This is a genomic window from Marinobacter sp. F3R08 (assembly GCF_018860425.1).
Classification (GTDB): Bacteria; Pseudomonadota; Gammaproteobacteria; order Pseudomonadales; family Oleiphilaceae; genus Marinobacter.
In genome coordinates this window covers 311049-328334 of sequence record NZ_JAHKPI010000015.1, presented here as the reverse complement: position 1 = coordinate 328334, position 17286 = coordinate 311049, and the positions used below count along the sequence as shown (strand labels likewise).

The window sequence follows — 17286 nt, the reverse complement described above, 5'->3', positions numbered from 1 at the left end:
CGATCCAGTTACTCACGAAAGGATGTTCTCATGGCTTATGTGACAATTGATGGCAACAAATATGAGAAAGAGCTCATTGATCTGGCCGTAAAACACACCACTGGTCAGGGCGAGGGCAAAATCTCAGTCGAAGAAGCAAAAGACCTGCTTAAGTCCGCCAAGGACGGACAAAGCGTTACAGATATAGAAATGGCAACGCTGAAGTATATTCGTGGAGCCTATGAGTTTACCGATGCGGGCGCCAGAACATTCGATGCGGAGCTCTCCAAGCTCTGAGACATTCGGTTAAGCAGGATAATTGAGCCCCGGAAGGCCTAGGGCCTGTCTCCGCCGCAGGAGACAGGCCCTAGGCCTTCACTCTATTTATGCAGACGTTCGTCAACCCTTTCAGGGCGCCAGTTTGCGCTTCAGCGCCTTGGAAACCGACAGTGGCAGGCCAGGTAACGAGCGCAGCATCCACGGCAATATCCGGCGTTTCACCCCGCTCAGGGATTCCGGTATCACGGCTTCAATCAGGTGCGGCCCGGGCATCCGACCGGCATACTCCAGGGCTCTCGCCATCTCTTCCGCCGTGTGCACCCGCACACCATGGACACCCATGCCATTGGCCATTTCAGCAAAGTTGATCACCGGGCCTCGCAGGTCCAGCTGGGATTTGGCTTTTTCACCGGCCTCTTCCGCGCCCACCCGCTCAAGCTCAATATTCAGTACCGAATAGGACGCATTGTTGAAGATAATCGAGGTGACGTTCAGCCGTTCCCTCGCCATGGTCCACAGTGACTGAATGGTGTACATGGCGGTACCGTCACCAATCAGAGCAAATACTGGCCGCTCCGGACAGGCCACCGCAGCGCCCACCGCATTCGGCAAGCCCTGGCCAATGGCGCCGCCAGTGAGGGTGATCATGTCATGGCGAGGTGCACCGGCGGTCATCGCCGAGAGCATCAGGCTGGAGGTGATTCCCTCGTCCACGATAATGGCGTCCTCCGGCATCAGATGGCCAAGGGCTTTGCAGACTTTCTCCGCAGTCAGCTTGCCTCTCGGTCGGCCAGGTCGTTTTGCGGGCTGCAGCTTCGGCTCTGCCTGGCTGGCTCCAACCGCGTCATTGAGTTTGTTCAGACTGGCAAGAATGTCCTGATCCGGGGCGGCCAGGGTGTGTACCTCGCAGGTATCCGGCACCAGGTAGCTCTGCTTTCCGGGATAGGCGAAAAAGGAGACGGGCGCCTTGGCATCCACCAGAATCAGGTGTTCCACATCGGTCAGTTGCACCGTGGCCAGCTCGGCCAGGTAGGCCAGGCGTTCGATATAAGGCAGGCCTGCGCCCCGTTCCATACGGGTGGGAAAGGTTTCTGCCAGCAAGGTCACGCCACTGTGCGCCGCCAGCTTGGCCGCCGCCAGCATACCGGGTTCGCGCAGGGAATGGCCGCCCATCAGTAGTGCGGTTTTCTTGCCAGAGCGGATAGCTGTGGCAATGGCTTCTACGGTGGCATCGTCTGCCGGTTCCGGTGTTGGCGGTGCCAGAGGTGCGCTGGGCACACCACCCTCTCCCCAGGACACATCCGCCGGCAGGATCAGTGTGGCAACCTGCCCGGGCGCGGTCCGTGCTGCGGCGATGGCCTCCGCGGCGTCCTGACACAGGGTTTCCGTGCTTCCGGCAGTGCGCACAAACCCCGGAGACACGTTACGGGCGACGGTCTCGATATCGGATTGCAGCTGAGCATCGTATTTCACATGGTAGGTGGCATGGTCACCGACAATGTTAACCACCGGTACTTTGCCCTTGCGAGCGTTGTGCAGGTTGGCCAGCCCATTGCCCAGGCCACAGCCCAGGTGCAACAGGGTGGCGGCAGGCTTGTCTGCCATTCGGGCGTAGCCGTCAGCGGCACCGGTCGCAACTCCTTCGAACAGGGCCAGAACAGCCCGCATTCCAGGCTCGTCATCCAGGGCAGCCACAAAGTGCATTTCACTGGTACCCGGGTTACTGAAGCAGACCTCAACACCGGCATCTACCAGGGTTTTCATCAGGGCTTGTGCGCCGTTTGTCATTGTTGTTCTCCAGCTTCTGAATATTCCGATTGTCGGTAACGTATATTGCTCATGGTGATCAGCCTCCCGCCACAATGGAACGCACCGCGGCCCGGGCCGTCATGATGCACGCGGGCAGGAAGGTGCCTTCCAGGGACCGTTTTCCGTTGGCGCCACCGCCACCAAAGCCCGCAGCCTCACCCACACAGTAGAGACCCTGTACCGGCTCGCCCTGAGTATTAAGGACGCGGCTTTGCAGATCGGTTTGCAGGCCACCCAGGCTCTTGCGGGTAATCAGCTGCATGCGGATAGCAATGTAGGGCCCGGCGCCGGGCTTCTGGAGCGGAGCGGGTTTGCAGGTGCGCAAACGATCCGGCTTCCATTCCCGGGCATGCTGGATCATCCGGATCTGAGGGTCGTTATGGAGACTGGTGCCAGCGGCAAAATTGGCATCGAAAGCATCCGCAGTGGCCTGGAGTCTTGACGGGTCGATGTCATGGGAGCAGGTGAGCGCATTCATCTTGCCCGCCAGGTCGCCCAGGGTGTCTGCCACCAGGAAGTCGCGACTTTCATGCTGCATCTGCCGCACCAGGGCGTGGTTGCCCAGCAACAGCTCTTTCACAAACAGAGGAAACTGCTTGTCCCTGATCCGGGCATTGTGTTCTGCGCCGGAAATGGCAAATTCCTTGGCGGCAATGCGCCAGTTCAGCAGGTGCCATGTCCAGGGCTTTTCCTGCTCCGCCACTCGCTGGCAAAGCCAGTGGGTATCAAAGCCGGTCACCAGGGGTTCCGGGCCGATCCGTTCACCCCGGTGGTTGAGCCAGAGTGCGGATTTACAGGGAATGCCGGAAAGCCCGTGGCCGGGAAAATGGGGGTACGGATGCGGGAAGCCGGCCGCGTAATTCCACATCTCACCGGCGTGGGTGATCTGGCCACCAAGGCTGTCGGCCACCCAGTGATGCATGCGGCCATCGGCATAGGGGTGAGCACCGTTCAACATGCCGGCAGGCTGTGGACGGTCACTCGGCCAGTTGGCCCGGCATTCCTTATGGCTGCCGTTGATCCCACCGGTGGCCAGAACCACGGCTCCAGCTACCAGACGAACATCTTCACCGGTGGCCTCGTTAACGGCCAGGGCACCACTCACTTTCCCCGCTTCGTGGTCGAGCCCGGTAATCCGGTGCTGGTGCAGCAGGGTGAGCTTGCCGCCGGTGTTCTCCCGATGCAGCGCTGTCATCAGGCAACGAACCAGTTCCCGCGCGGTGCCCCAGACCACATGGTAGCGGGGCAGGCGGTTGCCATCGCCGAGTCGGCCACGCTCAACCCAGTTCACCGCCGGCAGGAACTTGATGCCTTCTTTACTGAGCCAGTCGTAAACCTCGGTGCGGGAATGCTCTACGTAATAGCGGGCCCATTGCAGGGGCAGCTCGTCGTCGGGTGACAGCTCGCCGAAACTCAGCCAGTCAGCCAGGGCAATCTCGGGTGTGTCGGCGATCTTCATGCGTTTTTGCAGCGGAGTGCCTACCAGCATCATGCCACCAAAAGCCCACAGGGCCAGGCCACCCATCCTTTCTTCCGTGTCCCGGTCTGCCAGGGTAACGGACTTGCCCGCTCGCAAACTCTCCAGTGCGGCGACCATTCCGGCCAGCCCGCCGCCGATCACCAGAATGTCTGAGGAAATCACCTTGGCCATATCGCATCCGACCCGATTGCAATGAGTTGTCAGCTTTAAAGATATACCGGTACTATGGCTTAAAAATTGACTTCAGAGGCTAGCAAAATTGACATTAGAGGCCACCGTTTCCATTGGCTGGGTGAATACCGTTATAGCCGCGGCACAACGGCTTTCGGTGGATGAAACTACCTTGCTGTCAACGGCCGGCATTCCCGAGACTTCCGGTGCCCGGGAGCGCTGGCCGATTGATGATATAACGCGGCTCTGGCATGCGGCGGAGCGATGTACCGGCGACCCCGGTTTTGGCCTGAAGGTGGGTGCCGGGTTCACTCCGATGAGCATCAGCGGTGTCGGCTTTGCGCTGCAGTCTGCAGCGACCCTGCGTGAGGCCGTTGTGATGGTGCAGCGTTTCCAGCGGTTGATCTCCGATGGTGGGCGTTTCCAGGTTCTGGCAGGCCACACCGCTACCTGGCTGGTCTACCATCCCCGGCAAGGAAAGCTCGCCTTCAGCCCTCACCAGATTGAAGCGGTACTGGCCACGGTGATGGGCTTTGCCAGCTGGGTCACAGGAACCCAGCTGCAGCCGGCCCGGGTGCAATTCAGCCAGCCGCGCCTCGGCCCGTTGGCGGGGTATCAGAATGTCTTCAATTGTCCGGTGGAGTTTGAGCAGGCGTTCAGCGGGGTACTGGTAGAAAATACCGTTCTGGACCAGCCATTGCCCCAGGCCGACCCCCAGCTAGCACAGGTGCACGAGCGCTACACGACGGCCCGCCTCGCCGCGCTTTCCATTAGCAGCACGTCGGTTCCGGAAATACGGAGATGGCTGACAGCCCGATTGGGACCCGCCCTGCCCCGCAGGGCCGACGTTGCCACCACCCTGGGCATCAGCGAACGTACCCTTGCCCGGCGGCTTGCAGACCAGGGGCAAACCTTCGACGGACTGGTGGATGACGTACGCCGGGAGAAAGCCCTCCACGCAGTTGCCGAAACCGACACCCCGCTGCCCGAAATAGCCGAGAATCTGGGTTTTGCCGAACTCAGCACGTTCTACCGCGCATTCCGCCGCTGGACCGGTTTGCCGCCGGTTCGGTGGCGTAAACGGCGCACTGTGTTATCGTAATTCCCAGAGCCGGACCCGAAGTAAGAATGCGGCGGGGACACGGATATTCTGATGTTCAGCCTACAGCGTGAACATAGAAAGGTAATCAACCGCATCATCCGGGACCCCATGAAGCCTGACCCTCATCAGCCACACAATAACAACGCTAACCATAGCCCGCCCAGCCCGGAAGTAGCCGGCGATCGGCTTTCCGGACTGATTCTCCGGGTAGCGCAGAGAGACCGCGAAGCCTTCGCCCTGCTCTATCAGGACACCGCTGCGAAACTTCTCGGCACCGCACTGCGTATCCTCAGGGACAGAGGATGGGCAGACGATGTGATTCAGGAAAGCTATATAAAGATCTGGCAAAAAGCCGATCAGTTTCAGCCCGGCAGGTCGTCACCGATTACCTGGCTTGTCTCCATCGCCCGAAACACAGCCATTGATGAACTGCGCAAGCACCCCACCGGCCGCACAACAACGGGTGAAGAGCTCGATGAGATGGCGGGCAAGCAGGCGACTGCACAGGAACAGCTGGAGGATCAGCAGTCAGTAAACCACCTGAATCACTGCATTGACCAGTTGGAAAAAGACCGGCGGGACATGGTCCGGCTTGCCTACCTCAATGGCTGGTCCCGTGAGGAATTGGCAAACCACTTTGACCAGCAGGTAAACACGGTAAAAACCTGGCTACACCGTGCCCTGAAACAGATCAAAAGGTGTCTTGAGCCATGACAGAACGTGACGAACTGGACATGCTGGTTGCAGAGTTCGTTCTGGGCACACTGCCGGCCTCTGAGCGCGACTATGTTGAATCCCGGCGGCGGGAGGATCCGGAGGTGGAAGCGCTGATCCAGCAGTGGGAAGAGCGACTGGGCAGGCTGGCTGATGAAATTGAGCCCGTGCAACCCTCGACCGCGCTGTTCGCGAAAATCGAGAAAGCCCTGGATCGAGTGGAATCGACGCCCCGCGAGGTTATTGAAACTTCCAGCGTCGTTGCTCTGCGTAATCAGCTGAACCGCTGGCGCTGGAGTACGGCGATTGCTTCGGCGGCCGCCCTGGTACTGGTGGCAATCCTCGCGCTCCAACCACAGCCCGAGCCGCAAACGCAGTCCTTTGTGGCGGTGTTCCAGCATAACGACCAACAGCCGGCCTTCCTGCTCACGGTGGATCTGAAGGAGCAACGACTCAATATCCGTCCGGTGACCGCCGAGCCACGACCAGGGAAATCCTATCAGTTGTGGATCAAGGCAGACGAGCTGGGACCAAACCCACGTTCGGTAGGTGTTCTGGGCAACGATTTCGCACTCGATGAAGGGGCGTTGAGAAGTTACGACCCTGCTCTTCTCAAGGAAGCCACGTTCGGCATCAGCGTTGAACCCGAGGGCGGCTCACCAACTGGCCAGCCGACCGGGCCGGCGATTCACGGTTACCTCTACCCAACCGATAGAAATAATCAGTAGGCAGGCAAAAAAAATCGCGCGTGCCTGAAACTTTGCGCATTTGCTCCCGTAGCTGCAGATAACCCGTCCAATAACACCCCGGGGACGGGAAACCCTGAAACCTAGGAGAACGCAATGCACAAGCACGCAAAAACGTCCGCACTTCTGGCTGCACTGATGTCCGGCGCTTTCGCAACCGGCTCAGCACTGGCCGAAGAACACAAAGCCGGCGTCTGGACTAATGATCAGTCGGTCTCTAACGGCGTGGTATCCGCCAGCAAGGTGGTTGCCGAACAGAATGGCTGGCTGGTGGTTCATCGCACAGGAAAAACCATGAAGCCTGGTCCTGTTGTCGCTTATGCGCCGTTGCGCAAAGGCATGAACATGGATGTCGCGGCCATCCTGACCGAGGAAGTGAAATCCGGTGACATGCTGATGCTGATGGTTCACAGCGAAGACGGCGGTATGAAAACCGGAATTTTTGAATACACCCTGGGTGCCAAGGAAGACGGCCCCATCAAGAAAGATGGCAAGCTGGTGATGTCGACCATCACAGTAAAATAATCGCAGACTTATTGCCGGCTTCTGCGCCAACCGGCGGAGGTAGCCGGCACCTCAAACCGGTCGCTGACTACGCGACCAACCTCACCTGCCATCTCCCTTGACACCCAACCGGTCCAGATACAGGTGTAACTCGGCTTCACTCATGTCCACGTATTCAAGCACCCTGCCGTACAACATGGCTGTCGGCACGTTGCGGCCGTCTCGCTCACGCTGGGTTTCCTGCAATACGTAGAGGATGATCCGCTCGGTACGGGTAAGGCCATCACGAACATCGGGGATGACTTCAAGGAGGGTATGACGATCGTCAGAAAATTCCATTGTGTACTCAGAATCAGGCAACTGTCTGGTACATGTTAGCAGGCAGGCAGCGAAGCACCTAAGCGCAACGCTGCCTCCTCGCCTCAGATCAGATTTGCTTGTATACCACCTCGGACTGGCGGCTGCGGTTGCCATCAGTATCCAGAGTGCGGATTGCAAAATACCAGGTGCCCTCGGTGAGTTCGTCCACCAGTAACTCATCAATGGAGGCATCGCCAATCGCCAGACTCTGATCCAGGTCTTCAGCACTGGTGCCGTAGACTACTTCGAAGCCGGCGATTTCACCCATAGCGAGACTCTCGCCGTTCTCGCGGGTCAGTGGTGCAGTCCAACTCAGCAGTGCAGAATTCGCCGGAAAGATTTCCTCGGGAGCGGCTTCCACCGGAGAAGTTTCCATGGTGGGCGGCTCACTGATTTCGGAATCGGTTCCAGCATCCGCGACAACACCGCTGTTTGAGTCATCGCCTGTCGTTCCGTCGACAGTCTCGATAGTTCCTGATTCAATGATCCCTGACCCGATAGTTCCGGAGTCAACAATCCCTGCGCCACTATCGCCTGAGTCAACAGTTCCTGATCCAATTGTTCCCGGGTCAACAGTTCCTGTTCCACTGGCAACTGACCCGATAGTTCCTGATCCTCCGGATACTGACCCAATGACTCCTGACCCGGCAACGCCTGCAACCGTACCTTCCGAAGCTTCAGACTCTGTAAGATCCGCAACCTGATTTCCGATCGTACCTGTCGAGGTATCTGTCGTCGGTTGGGCATCTGAATCCGCCGGACTGTCAGTGATGACACCCGGGGCAAGTCCAACGGTTACGCCGCCAACAGACGTTTCGTCACTGGCCTCACCGGCATTGGCAACGCCCGTGATGTTATCCTCAATGACATCCGCAATCGTTTTGAAGCGCTGTACATTGCGATACTCGACAACGACCAGCTTCTGGCTGATTACGCTCGAATCCACTGAGTACTGAAGCCCGGAAGACTGCAGCGCTGCGGCACTGACCAGATCGGCCAGGCCGACATTGGTTCCGTCACCCATGACGCTGATTTGACCGGTGGCACTGACCTGCGATGTAACATCAGCCAAGACATCAGATATAGAGTCCCACTGGGCGTTGTCGTTCACCAGTGCCAGGAATGCAGCATTGGCAATCGCAACCTGAATCGCATCAGCGGATACGCTGCTCAATTCATCCAGATTGGTCAGATCCGGCGGAGTTAAGCGCAAAGCACCGGCCGCCAGGCCAAACCAGTTCTCCACCGTAGCGTAGGCACTGGAAAGCTCGGCTGGAGAAAGGCCACTTGCACTGCGCTCGGCCAGCGTTACTGCCAGGTGGGTCAGCGGAGTAAGGTTTACCGTTTCCATTTGCAGATCGCCTGCACCACGAAGGCTGAAACTGCTATCCAGAGACATGGCCTGGCCGAACGGGACGGGCGCTATGCCGGCCTGGTCGCATTGAGGCATCACATCGCAGATCATGCGGGTGCCGCCATCAGCCTTTAGCTCAACCAGGATCCAGCCTTCGGCCTTACCTTCGAGCTTCCACTGATAACTGCCATCGTCAGCAGTCAGAACCGGCTCTGCTGCCTCTTGCTGCAACCTGTAAACACCGTTGCTATCAGAAACCAGGCGGTTGGCAACAACCAGACCTTGCTGAATGACACCTTTCATCGCAGCTCCGGCAATCTGGACTGTCGGCTCGGATACAACGGAGGTCTCGGTCGGGATAGTATTGCCGTCACTGGCAGTGTCGCTACCGCAGCCAGAAAGCAGAACCACCGCAGGTAACATCAGCAGTCCTTGCTTCGTTAGTTTTTTGCCGCAATATGACATCTTTTCACACCAATTATTTGACGAATATGGGTGAATCATACAGCGGCGGTTTCTGGTTATATGCGGCCTGGTTCTGTATTTTTGGGGCTAGCCTGCCAGGAAATTGGCGCTTACGGAGGGAAACATATTGTGATGCGGCGTTACACCAAAAGCGAAACAAAAAGCCCTTCAACCTTATGTTTTAATTCGCCTTACTCAATGACGCATTGATGACACGACAAACGGGAGTCCGGCCGCCTCCCATGATCAATTACATATTTAAACATCACTTGCGCGCGCCAAACGTGATCCAGAGCCTCTAAAATCAGGAAATCGACGAAAGCGCGACTCTCTGGCGTGACAAAAATGCCGGAAGCCTCAGCTGATGGAATGCCAGCATCGCGGCCTTCTTAATGGTCGTGAACGATAAGCAGGAAACTCTGATTCTCGAGACTTTCATATTCAAACAAAAGGCCACCTGAACAGGTGGCCTTTTGATACCCGTGACTATATAGAGGAGCTACCCCATATTTTTCTTCACGAACTTCTGCACCTCTCCCACAATCCCGCTGCGGAACGCGAGAACCGTCAGCACGAAGATGCCGCCGAGAATTGGATCTACCCAGTCTCGCAGCGCGCCCTGAGAGAGCTGATACTCAATATTAACCACAAAGGTTGCACCAACCACTGGCCCAAGAAGGGTTCCCATACCGCCGACGAGAGTCATCAGGATAACCTCACCGGACATATGCCAGTGCGCGTCGTTCAGGGACGCCAGCTGAAACACCACCGACTTCATTGAACCGGCAAGACCCGCCAGGGCTGCCGAGATCACAAAGGCAAGCACCTTGTAGCGATCCACGTTGTAGCCAAGTGAAACCGCACGAGGTTCATTCTGCTTGATCGCCTTGAGAACCTGCCCAAAAGGACTGCTGACAACGCGCTGCACCAGAAGATAGCAGACGATAAAGACCGTCAGCACGAAATAATACATATTCATATTATTTTCGAGGTTAATGAACCCCAACAGCTCACCACGCGGAATTCCGTGCATGCCATCTTCTCCGCCCGTGAACCCAGACTGGACGAAGAAGAAGAAAACCAGTTGCGCCAGCGCCAGGGTTACCATCGCAAAATAGATGCCCTGCCGGCGAATCGACAACAAGGCAAAGCCAGTGCCCAGCAACGTAGCCGCCAAGGTGCCGGCGATGATGCCCATTTCCGTGGTAAGCCCGGAATAGTTGCTGAGCAGATAACCCGTGGTATAGCCACCAGTGGCAAGGAATGCCGCATGACCGAATGACAGCAGGCCGGTGAACCCGAACAAAAGATTGAAGGCCACCGCAAACAGCGCGAAACACAGAATCTTCATCAGGAAGACAGGATAGATCATGAGGGGCGCAGCAAGCAGAATGAGCAGCAGCACACCATTCAGGATCAGTTTCTTGCGGTCCTGAACGGCCTGTTCCTGAACGATAGCCTTGTGAATGTCGGCAGAATTAACGGACTGACTCATGTTTATGCCTCCTTACCGAACAAGCCACTGGGCCGGAACATCAGAACCAGAACCATGACGAGGAAAATGACTGCCGAAGACGCCGGCGGATAAAAGGTTTTGGTGAGCCCCTCGATCACACCCATGAGGATGCCGGTAATGATGGCACCTCCGATGGACCCCATGCCGCCGATAACCACAACGGCAAACACCGTAATCAAAGTGGCCGACCCCATGACCGGCGTCACCGAGTAGATAGGCGCAGCCAGAACACCGGCGAACGCCGCCAGTGCCACACCGAACCCGTAAGTCAGACTTATCAGTAAAGGTACATTGATACCGAACCCCTGCATCAGCTGAGAGTCCTCGGTACCTGCCCGCAAATAGGCACCCAACTTGGTTTTCTCAATCATGAACCAGGTGCCAAAGCAGACGACCAACGCCGCCACGATGACCCATGCCCGGTAATACGGCATAAACATGAAGCCGAGATTTACGCCGCCTTTGAAAACGTCTGGCATGGTGTATCTCAGGCCGGAAACACCGAACCAGTTCACCAACACGCCCGAGATAATCAGCGCAACACCGAAGGTCAGCAAGAGGCTGTAGATATGGTCCTGCCCCGCAATGCGGCGCAGCAGGAAATATTCAATAACAACACCGAAAGCGCCAACCAGGAGCGGCGCGAGCAAAAGCGCGACCCAGTAGTTAACGCCAAGATAGTCGAACATCAGGACCGTGGTCATGGCACCAAGCATATACATGGCACCATGCGCAAAATTGATGATCTTCAGCAGACCGAAGATAACCGCGAGCCCAAGGCTCAGTAGGGCGTAAAAGGCGCCATTGATGATTCCGATCAGGAGCTGGCCGGAAAGCACAGCCAAAGGGACGCCGAAAATCATGGACATTGGGCTAACTCCAGAAGCAGCACAGGTGGTTGTTTTTGGTTCTGTTCTTTTCGGCTTCTATGGGTTCGCCCTGCCCTGTTGCAGGACGAACCCAAACCGGTTGTTTTATTTATTAACGAGCTTGCACTTGCTCTCAGAGAGCGGGCGATAGGACTCTTGCGCCGGAATGGTGCGCAGAATCTTGTACAGATCCCACTCACCAGTCGATTCGGCCGGTGTTTTCACTTCCGCCAGGAACATGTCGTGCACCATACGACCATCAACACGGATCTTGCCGTTTTTGGCAAACATGTCATTGATCGGGGTATCCATCATCTGCTTGCGTACAGTCTGAGCATCATCAGAGCCTGTCGCTTCAACAGCTTTCAGGTATTGCATGGCACTTGAGTAGATACCCGCGTGAACCATGGTCGGACGCACACCGGTCTCTTCCATGAAGCGATCAGACCATTCACGGGTCTCATCGTTCATATCCCAGTACCAGCCAGTGGTTAACTGGATGCCCTGCGCGGTTTCTGCGCCCAGCGCGTGAACGTCTGTCAGGAACAGCAGCAGCGCTGCCAGAGTCTGACCAGATTGGGTGACCCCGAACTCACTGGCAGTGGTGATGGCATTGGTGGTATCAGCACCGGCATTCGCAAGACCAACTACGTCGGCACCAGAAGCCTGGGCCTGAAGAACAAACGATGAAAAATCCTGGGTCGGGAACGGATGGCGCACAGCGCCGATCACCTCGCCGCCGCTGGCTTCAACAACCCGGCGTACATCACTTTCCAGAGAGTGACCGAAAGCGTAATCCGCAGTCAGCATGTACCAGGTTTTACCGCCCTCTTTGACAACCGCGCTGGCGGTACCGTTTGCCAGTGGGTAGGTGTCGTACACGTAGTGGATGTGGTTCGGAGTACAGTGTTCATTGGTAATACTGGAAGCGGCCGAACCGGAAATAATACCCAGGCGATCATGCTCTTCCAGAATCTTGCTCACGGCAATGGAAACAGAAGACGCCACCATACCCGACACCAGATCAACATCGTCGTTCTCAACCCAGCGACGCACAGTGCTGGAGGAAGTATCCGGGCTGTTGCGGTCATCGGCACTGACTACTTCAATTTTGGCACCGTTTACCTGCCCACCGAAATCAGCAACCGCCATTTCCAGGGCTTTCAGTCCGTTCGGGCCAGCGAGGTCACGATAGGTACCGGACATGTCCGCCAGGTAACCGATCTTGACGGTGTCGTTGGAAATGGCCGCCTGGGCTCCACCTGCCATCAAGGCTGATGCAACGGCTGAGGTCAGAAGCTTTTTCATCATTGTCATTGTTGTATCTCCGCTACTGTCTTGCGTTGGTTCGGGTTTTTGTTGCTTTTTTTACTTTCGCTCTATCCGGGATCAGACCCCCAAATAGCCATCCAGCACCGACTGTTTGGTACTCAATTCGTTGGCGCTGATTTCTTCCACAATCTGACCGTGTTCAACAACGTAGTGACGGTCGGCTAACGGTGCTGCGAAGTGGAAATTCTGTTCGACCAGGACAATGGTCAGGCCTTTGTTTTTCAGAGCAATAAGAACCTCACCAAGCTTCTCGACTATTACCGGGGCCAGACCCTCGGTAATTTCGTCCAGCAACAGCATATTGGCGCCGGTTCTCAGAATACGGGCCATAGCCAACATTTGCTGCTCGCCACCAGACAACTTGGTGCCCTGACTGAAACGTCGTTCATAAAGATTCGGAAACATGTTGTAGATTTCTTCCAGGCTCATACCACCGCTGCGCACTATCGGCGGCAGGGTCAGGTTTTCCTGCACACTGAGCGAGGAAAAAATGCCCCGATGCTCGGGGCAATACCCGACTCCCAACCTGGCAATGTGGTGAGGCGCACAAGACATGGTCTCCTCACCGTTGATCATGATGGAGCCAGTGCGCCGGCCAACCATATTCATGATCGCTTTAAGTGTTGTGCTCCGGCCTGCCCCATTGCGACCCAGCAGGGTCACGAGCTCTCCACGGTTCACCACCATATCAATACCATGGAGGATATGAGACTCACCGTAGAACGCATGCAGCCCCGACAAGCGAAGCTGTTCATATTCACGATCTGATGTGCTGGTCATTGCGCCGCCTCCGACTGCTCACTGTCAGCGGTAGTTCCTCGTTCACCACTACCATCACTGCCCATGTATACCTCACGTACCTTCGGATCCGCAGAGACGGCGGCATAATCGCCTTCGGTCAGCACGGCGCCCTGGGCCAGCACGGTGATGCGATCGCACAATTTACTGACCACACTGAGATTGTGCTCAACCATCAGCACGGTCCGCCCCTCCGCAGCTTTGCGAACGAGCTCTACCACCCGATCAACATCTTCCGAACCCATACCCTGAGTGGGTTCATCCAGCAGCAGAAGTTCAGGCTCCATGGCGAGCGTGGTTGCCAGCTCCAGAGCCCGCTTGCGCCCGTAAGCCAGCTCAACGGTAGTGGTGTTGGCAAACTCGGCCAGCCCAACGGCATCCAGCAGCTCCATACAACGCTGGTTAAGCTTGTGCAGCGAGTTACCGGATTTCCAGAAACTGAATGAGGTGCCTTCAAACGTCTGCAACGCGACCCGGATATTTTCCAGCGCGGTCATATGCGGAAAAACGGCCGAGATCTGAAACGAACGAACAATGCCCTGACGGGCGATGGCTGCGGACTTCAGGGTGGTGATGTCCTGACCTTTGAACAGAATCTGACCCCGGGTCGGGATCAGAAATTTGGTGAGCAGATTGAAGACCGTGGTCTTGCCGGCACCATTGGGACCGATCAGGGCATGAATATGGCCTTTCTGAACCTTCAGGTTCACGTCGTCGACCGCTACGAAACCCTTAAATTCTTTGACAAGGTTACGGGTCTCCAGAACGTACTGTTCACTCATGAGCCAATCTACCTTTGTTATTGTTGTGCGTTTTATCTGCTTATCAGATTAGATTGACGTATACGTAAACGTCAATACTTAATTGCTGTTTTTATAAATACTCTCGCTACACAAAAAGTCGTATAGAAGATCTACTACCTCATCCTGCCTTTCCAGATGAGGAGAATGCCCGGCGCCCTCAAGAAAGACGCCCCGAGCGTTACTTCCGATCCCGGCAACGATATCGGTTACCTGCTCCGGCACGCCATATTCGTCGCCCTCGCCCTGAATGATCATAGCCGGACATCCAATAGTAGCCAGCCAACGAGTGAAATCCATGGCCGCATGAAATCCGTCATCCCGCCAGACCCTCTGCCAGGCTTTGAACAGCTCATCGGTTCGATCACCGTGATACCTGGCCAGTCGCTCCCGAATATCCGTCTCCCGATAGCGCACAACCATCTCGTCTATGCCCGCCAGGGTCAGGTGATCGGCGTAGATATGTGCGGCCATGGTTGCCAGCGCCTTCACCCGGCCACCCATGGCGCCCGCAGCCACCAGCGCAATTGAGCCTCCGTCACTGTGCCCGATCAGAACAACATCTTCGATCCCAAGCGCGTCCAGCAAACGGGGCAACCACTGATGACCGGCTACCTCCAGGTAATCGTAAGGTCGCGGAAGCAATTCGTCGGAAGAATGACCATAGCCCAGCCGGTTGTAGATCAGCGCATCGCAGCCCGTGGCTTGCGCCAGCTTTTCCGGGAACTGACGCCACAGAGCAATATTGCCAAGAGACTCATGCAGAAATACCAGAACCGGCCCCGTCGATGCCTCATGCTGAATCCGCCTGACTTCCAGCTCAACGCCGTCGCCTACCGGCACCATCATGTCACGAATCTGCATGGAGCTACCGGTTGGGGGGAATGGAGTAGGTCATGGTGGAGTGGGCAACAGGCTCCTCCGCACCTTCGGAGTATACAAACACCTCGCCCACACCCATGGTGCGGCCTACCTTCAGCATGGTCGCACGGGCCCAGATAGGCCGATGAGCTACCGGTTTGCGAAGGAAATTGATGTTGAGACTGGTGGTCACGGCCAACGGCACCAGACCGATCTTGCTCAACAGCGCTGCGTAAACAGTGACGTCCGCCAACCCCATCATGGCGGGCCCGGAAACAGTGCCTCCGGGCCTGAGGTGTTCCTCGTCCACCTCCAGTTTCATTTCAGCCCAGCCATCCCCGAGCTTCTGCAGAGAGCCGAAAGCGGCCCCCTGCGGAAACTGCTCGTCGAGGAAAGTCTGCAGCTCCTCAAAGGTAATGATCATGCGGCGGTTTCGTCCTTGGCCTGATTACGCAGGACGAATCGCTGGATCTTGCCACTGGGCGTCTTGGGCAGCTCATCAACAAACTCGATTTCCCGCGGGAAGGCGTGGGTCGACAGACGACGACGCACCAACTCCTGAAGCTCGTCTTTCAGGGCCTGCTCATCACCCAGGGGATAATCGCCCTTGATCACCACATACGCCTTGATGATCGAGCCACGCTTCTCATCAGGCTTTCCGACAACCCCGGATTCAGCAACAGCGGCATGCTCAAGCAGCGTGCTTTCAACGTCCGCCGGACCCACGCGGTAACCGGCAGTGGTGATGATGTCGTCATCCCGGCCGCTGAAGGCGAAACAGCCACCGCCATGGTTGATGACCATGTCCCCGGTAAGATAGTAACCGTTTACAAACGGATCCTTTTCACCCCAGGTGTAGCCGTTAAAGTGGAACAGAGGTGAGGCGTTCACATCGACCGCCAGCTGACCAACTTCCCCCTCACCCACTTCTTCGTTCTGTTCGTTCAAAGCGACCACTTTGTGGCCGGGGGAGGCATAACCCATGGAACCTTCCCGAACAGGATGCTCAAGACCGTGGAAGTTACAGCAGGTCATTCCGGTTTCGGTCTGACCATAGTGATCCTTGACCGGACAGAAATGGCGGTTACGGATCCAGTTCACGACTTCCGGATTGAGCGGCTCGCCGGCGCTGCTGGCTACCCGCAGGCCGAGGTTCTCACCCTCCGGCAATACATGATCGTTTGCCTTGAGCAAACGATAAGCTGTGGGTGCCGCCGCCAGGTTGGTGATCTTGTATTTCCGGATCATGTCGTAGGTGGATTCCGGCGTGAATCCGCCCGGATTGAAATGGGTGGCATGCCCCATCAGCAGAGGGCCTACCACGGCATAATAGAGACCGTAAGCCCAGCCGGGATCAGCAACGTTCCAGAAGGTGTCACCCTCGCGCAGATCAATGGCGTACTTCATGTAGACGTAGAATGCCAGCAGCGCCCGGGACGGGACTGCAACGCCCTTGGACTTGCCCACCGTTCCGGAAGTGAACATTTGCAGAAAGGGATCGTCGCCCTTGATCATCACTGGCTCAAATTCGCTGGACTGAGCCGCCAGGGTTTCTTCGAAGTCAGGAATGTCGGCACCAATGTCACTGGCGTTAACACCCACAACCGGCGGGCAGACTTTGACATCCTTGAGCTTGGGATAGTTTTCAGGATTGGTCACCACCAGCTTGGTACTGGCACGCTCGAAGCGGTATTCAATCGCGCCGGAACCAAATGCCGTAAACAGAGGCTGGTACACGGCGCCTGCCCGCAGGGCACCGGCAATAACGATCAGCAGTTCCGGAGTACGCGGCAGCAGTGCAGCTACCCGATCGCCCTTTCCGATGCCCTGGGATTTCAGATAATTGGCGAATCGCGCCGATGCTTCTTTCAGCTCTGCGAACGTCAGCTTGCCGTCGCCACCGTCTTCCTTTTCGTAATAAAGAGCCACTCGACTGGGGTCATCGGCCCACTTGTCACAGATTTCGTGGCATACGTTGAGCCCGCTATCCAGACGTCCATCCAGGATGTCCGCTTCCAGAGCAGCAGGATCGAAGTTGTTGTAAACGTCGGTGTATTCCGGAAGGCTCATTCTCAACTCCTATTGTTTTTATCATTGAAAGCACGGGTCAAGGTTTACCACAGGCTTCACTTTACGTAAAGGTAAAC

The 17286-nt window shown here is 56.6% G+C and carries 17 protein-coding genes; 5 read left to right on the top strand and 12 right to left on the bottom strand.

Annotated features, from left to right (window positions below; genetic code table 11):
* Positions 1-30 precede the first annotated feature (30 nt).
* Positions 31-276, top strand: coding sequence for a hypothetical protein (locus KO499_RS10615; RefSeq protein ID WP_215983711.1), 246 nt, complete (start codon positions 31-33; stop codon positions 274-276).
* Positions 277-387: 111 nt separating this feature from the next.
* On the opposite strand, the gene KO499_RS10610 is transcribed toward KO499_RS10615, so the two are convergent.
* On the bottom strand, positions 388-2046 hold the full coding sequence (locus tag KO499_RS10610; RefSeq protein ID WP_215983710.1) for an acetolactate synthase large subunit: 1659 nt from the start codon (positions 2044-2046) through the stop codon (positions 388-390).
* A 58-nt stretch (positions 2047-2104) separates the two neighbouring features.
* A complete protein-coding gene (locus KO499_RS10605; protein ID WP_215983709.1) occupies positions 2105-3718 on the bottom strand; it encodes an FAD-dependent oxidoreductase in 1614 nt (537 codons plus the stop codon).
* Between the two features lie 88 nt (positions 3719-3806).
* Between KO499_RS10605 and KO499_RS10600 the strand changes: the two genes are divergently transcribed.
* The 4 genes from KO499_RS10600 to KO499_RS10585 all read left to right on the top strand — a co-directional run bounded on the left by KO499_RS10600 (position 3807) and on the right by KO499_RS10585 (position 6805).
* Positions 3807-4820 carry an AraC family transcriptional regulator gene (locus KO499_RS10600; protein WP_215983708.1) on the top strand — a complete coding sequence of 338 codons (1014 nt, stop codon included), beginning with the start codon at positions 3807-3809 and terminating at the stop codon, positions 4818-4820.
* A 51-nt stretch (positions 4821-4871) separates the two neighbouring features.
* Positions 4872-5534 carry a sigma-70 family RNA polymerase sigma factor gene (locus KO499_RS10595; protein WP_228339871.1) on the top strand — a complete coding sequence of 221 codons (663 nt, stop codon included), beginning with the start codon at positions 4872-4874 and terminating at the stop codon, positions 5532-5534.
* Positions 5531-6262 carry an anti-sigma factor domain-containing protein gene (locus KO499_RS10590; RefSeq protein ID WP_215983707.1) on the top strand — a complete coding sequence of 244 codons (732 nt, stop codon included), beginning with the start codon at positions 5531-5533 and terminating at the stop codon, positions 6260-6262. Before KO499_RS10595 ends, KO499_RS10590 begins: the two co-directional genes overlap by 4 nt.
* A 114-nt stretch (positions 6263-6376) precedes the next feature.
* Entirely contained in the window at positions 6377-6805 is a 429-nt protein-coding gene (locus KO499_RS10585; RefSeq protein WP_215983706.1) for a hypothetical protein, read from the top strand.
* A gap of 81 nt (positions 6806-6886) precedes the next feature.
* Here KO499_RS10585 and KO499_RS10580 read toward each other — a convergent pair whose 3' ends face one another.
* The 10 genes from KO499_RS10580 to KO499_RS10535 form a co-directional block, all read right to left on the bottom strand.
* Positions 6887-7123, bottom strand: coding sequence for a hypothetical protein (locus KO499_RS10580; RefSeq protein WP_215983705.1), 237 nt, complete (start codon positions 7121-7123; stop codon positions 6887-6889).
* Positions 7124-7211: 88 nt separating this feature from the next.
* Positions 7212-8921 (bottom strand): DUF4998 domain-containing protein, encoded by a 1710-nt coding sequence (locus tag KO499_RS19725; RefSeq protein WP_228339870.1) that lies wholly within the window; start codon positions 8919-8921, stop codon positions 7212-7214.
* Between the two features lie 541 nt (positions 8922-9462).
* Positions 9463-10458: a branched-chain amino acid ABC transporter permease gene (locus tag KO499_RS10570; RefSeq protein ID WP_215983704.1), complete on the bottom strand. Its 996-nt coding sequence runs from the start codon at positions 10456-10458 to the stop codon at positions 9463-9465.
* Between the two features lie 2 nt (positions 10459-10460).
* Positions 10461-11348 (bottom strand): branched-chain amino acid ABC transporter permease, encoded by an 888-nt coding sequence (locus KO499_RS10565; protein ID WP_215983703.1) that lies wholly within the window; start codon positions 11346-11348, stop codon positions 10461-10463.
* Between the two features lie 105 nt (positions 11349-11453).
* On the bottom strand, positions 11454-12665 hold the full coding sequence (locus tag KO499_RS10560) for an ABC transporter substrate-binding protein (RefSeq protein WP_215983702.1): 1212 nt from the start codon (positions 12663-12665) through the stop codon (positions 11454-11456).
* Between the two features lie 72 nt (positions 12666-12737).
* Positions 12738-13460, bottom strand: coding sequence for an ABC transporter ATP-binding protein (locus KO499_RS10555; RefSeq protein ID WP_215983701.1), 723 nt, complete (start codon positions 13458-13460; stop codon positions 12738-12740).
* Positions 13457-14260, bottom strand: a complete 804-nt coding sequence (locus KO499_RS10550) for an ABC transporter ATP-binding protein (RefSeq protein WP_215983700.1) — start codon at positions 14258-14260, stop codon at positions 13457-13459. Before KO499_RS10550 ends, KO499_RS10555 begins: the two co-directional genes overlap by 4 nt.
* Positions 14261-14338: 78 nt before the next feature.
* Positions 14339-15142, bottom strand: a complete 804-nt coding sequence (locus KO499_RS10545; protein ID WP_215983699.1) for an alpha/beta fold hydrolase — start codon at positions 15140-15142, stop codon at positions 14339-14341.
* Between the two features lie 4 nt (positions 15143-15146).
* Positions 15147-15563, bottom strand: a complete 417-nt coding sequence (locus KO499_RS10540; RefSeq protein WP_215983698.1) for a PaaI family thioesterase — start codon at positions 15561-15563, stop codon at positions 15147-15149.
* Positions 15560-17209, bottom strand: coding sequence for an AMP-binding protein (locus tag KO499_RS10535; protein ID WP_215983697.1), 1650 nt, complete (start codon positions 17207-17209; stop codon positions 15560-15562). The genes KO499_RS10540 and KO499_RS10535 overlap by 4 nt, the downstream gene beginning before the upstream one ends.
* Positions 17210-17286 lie beyond the last annotated feature (77 nt).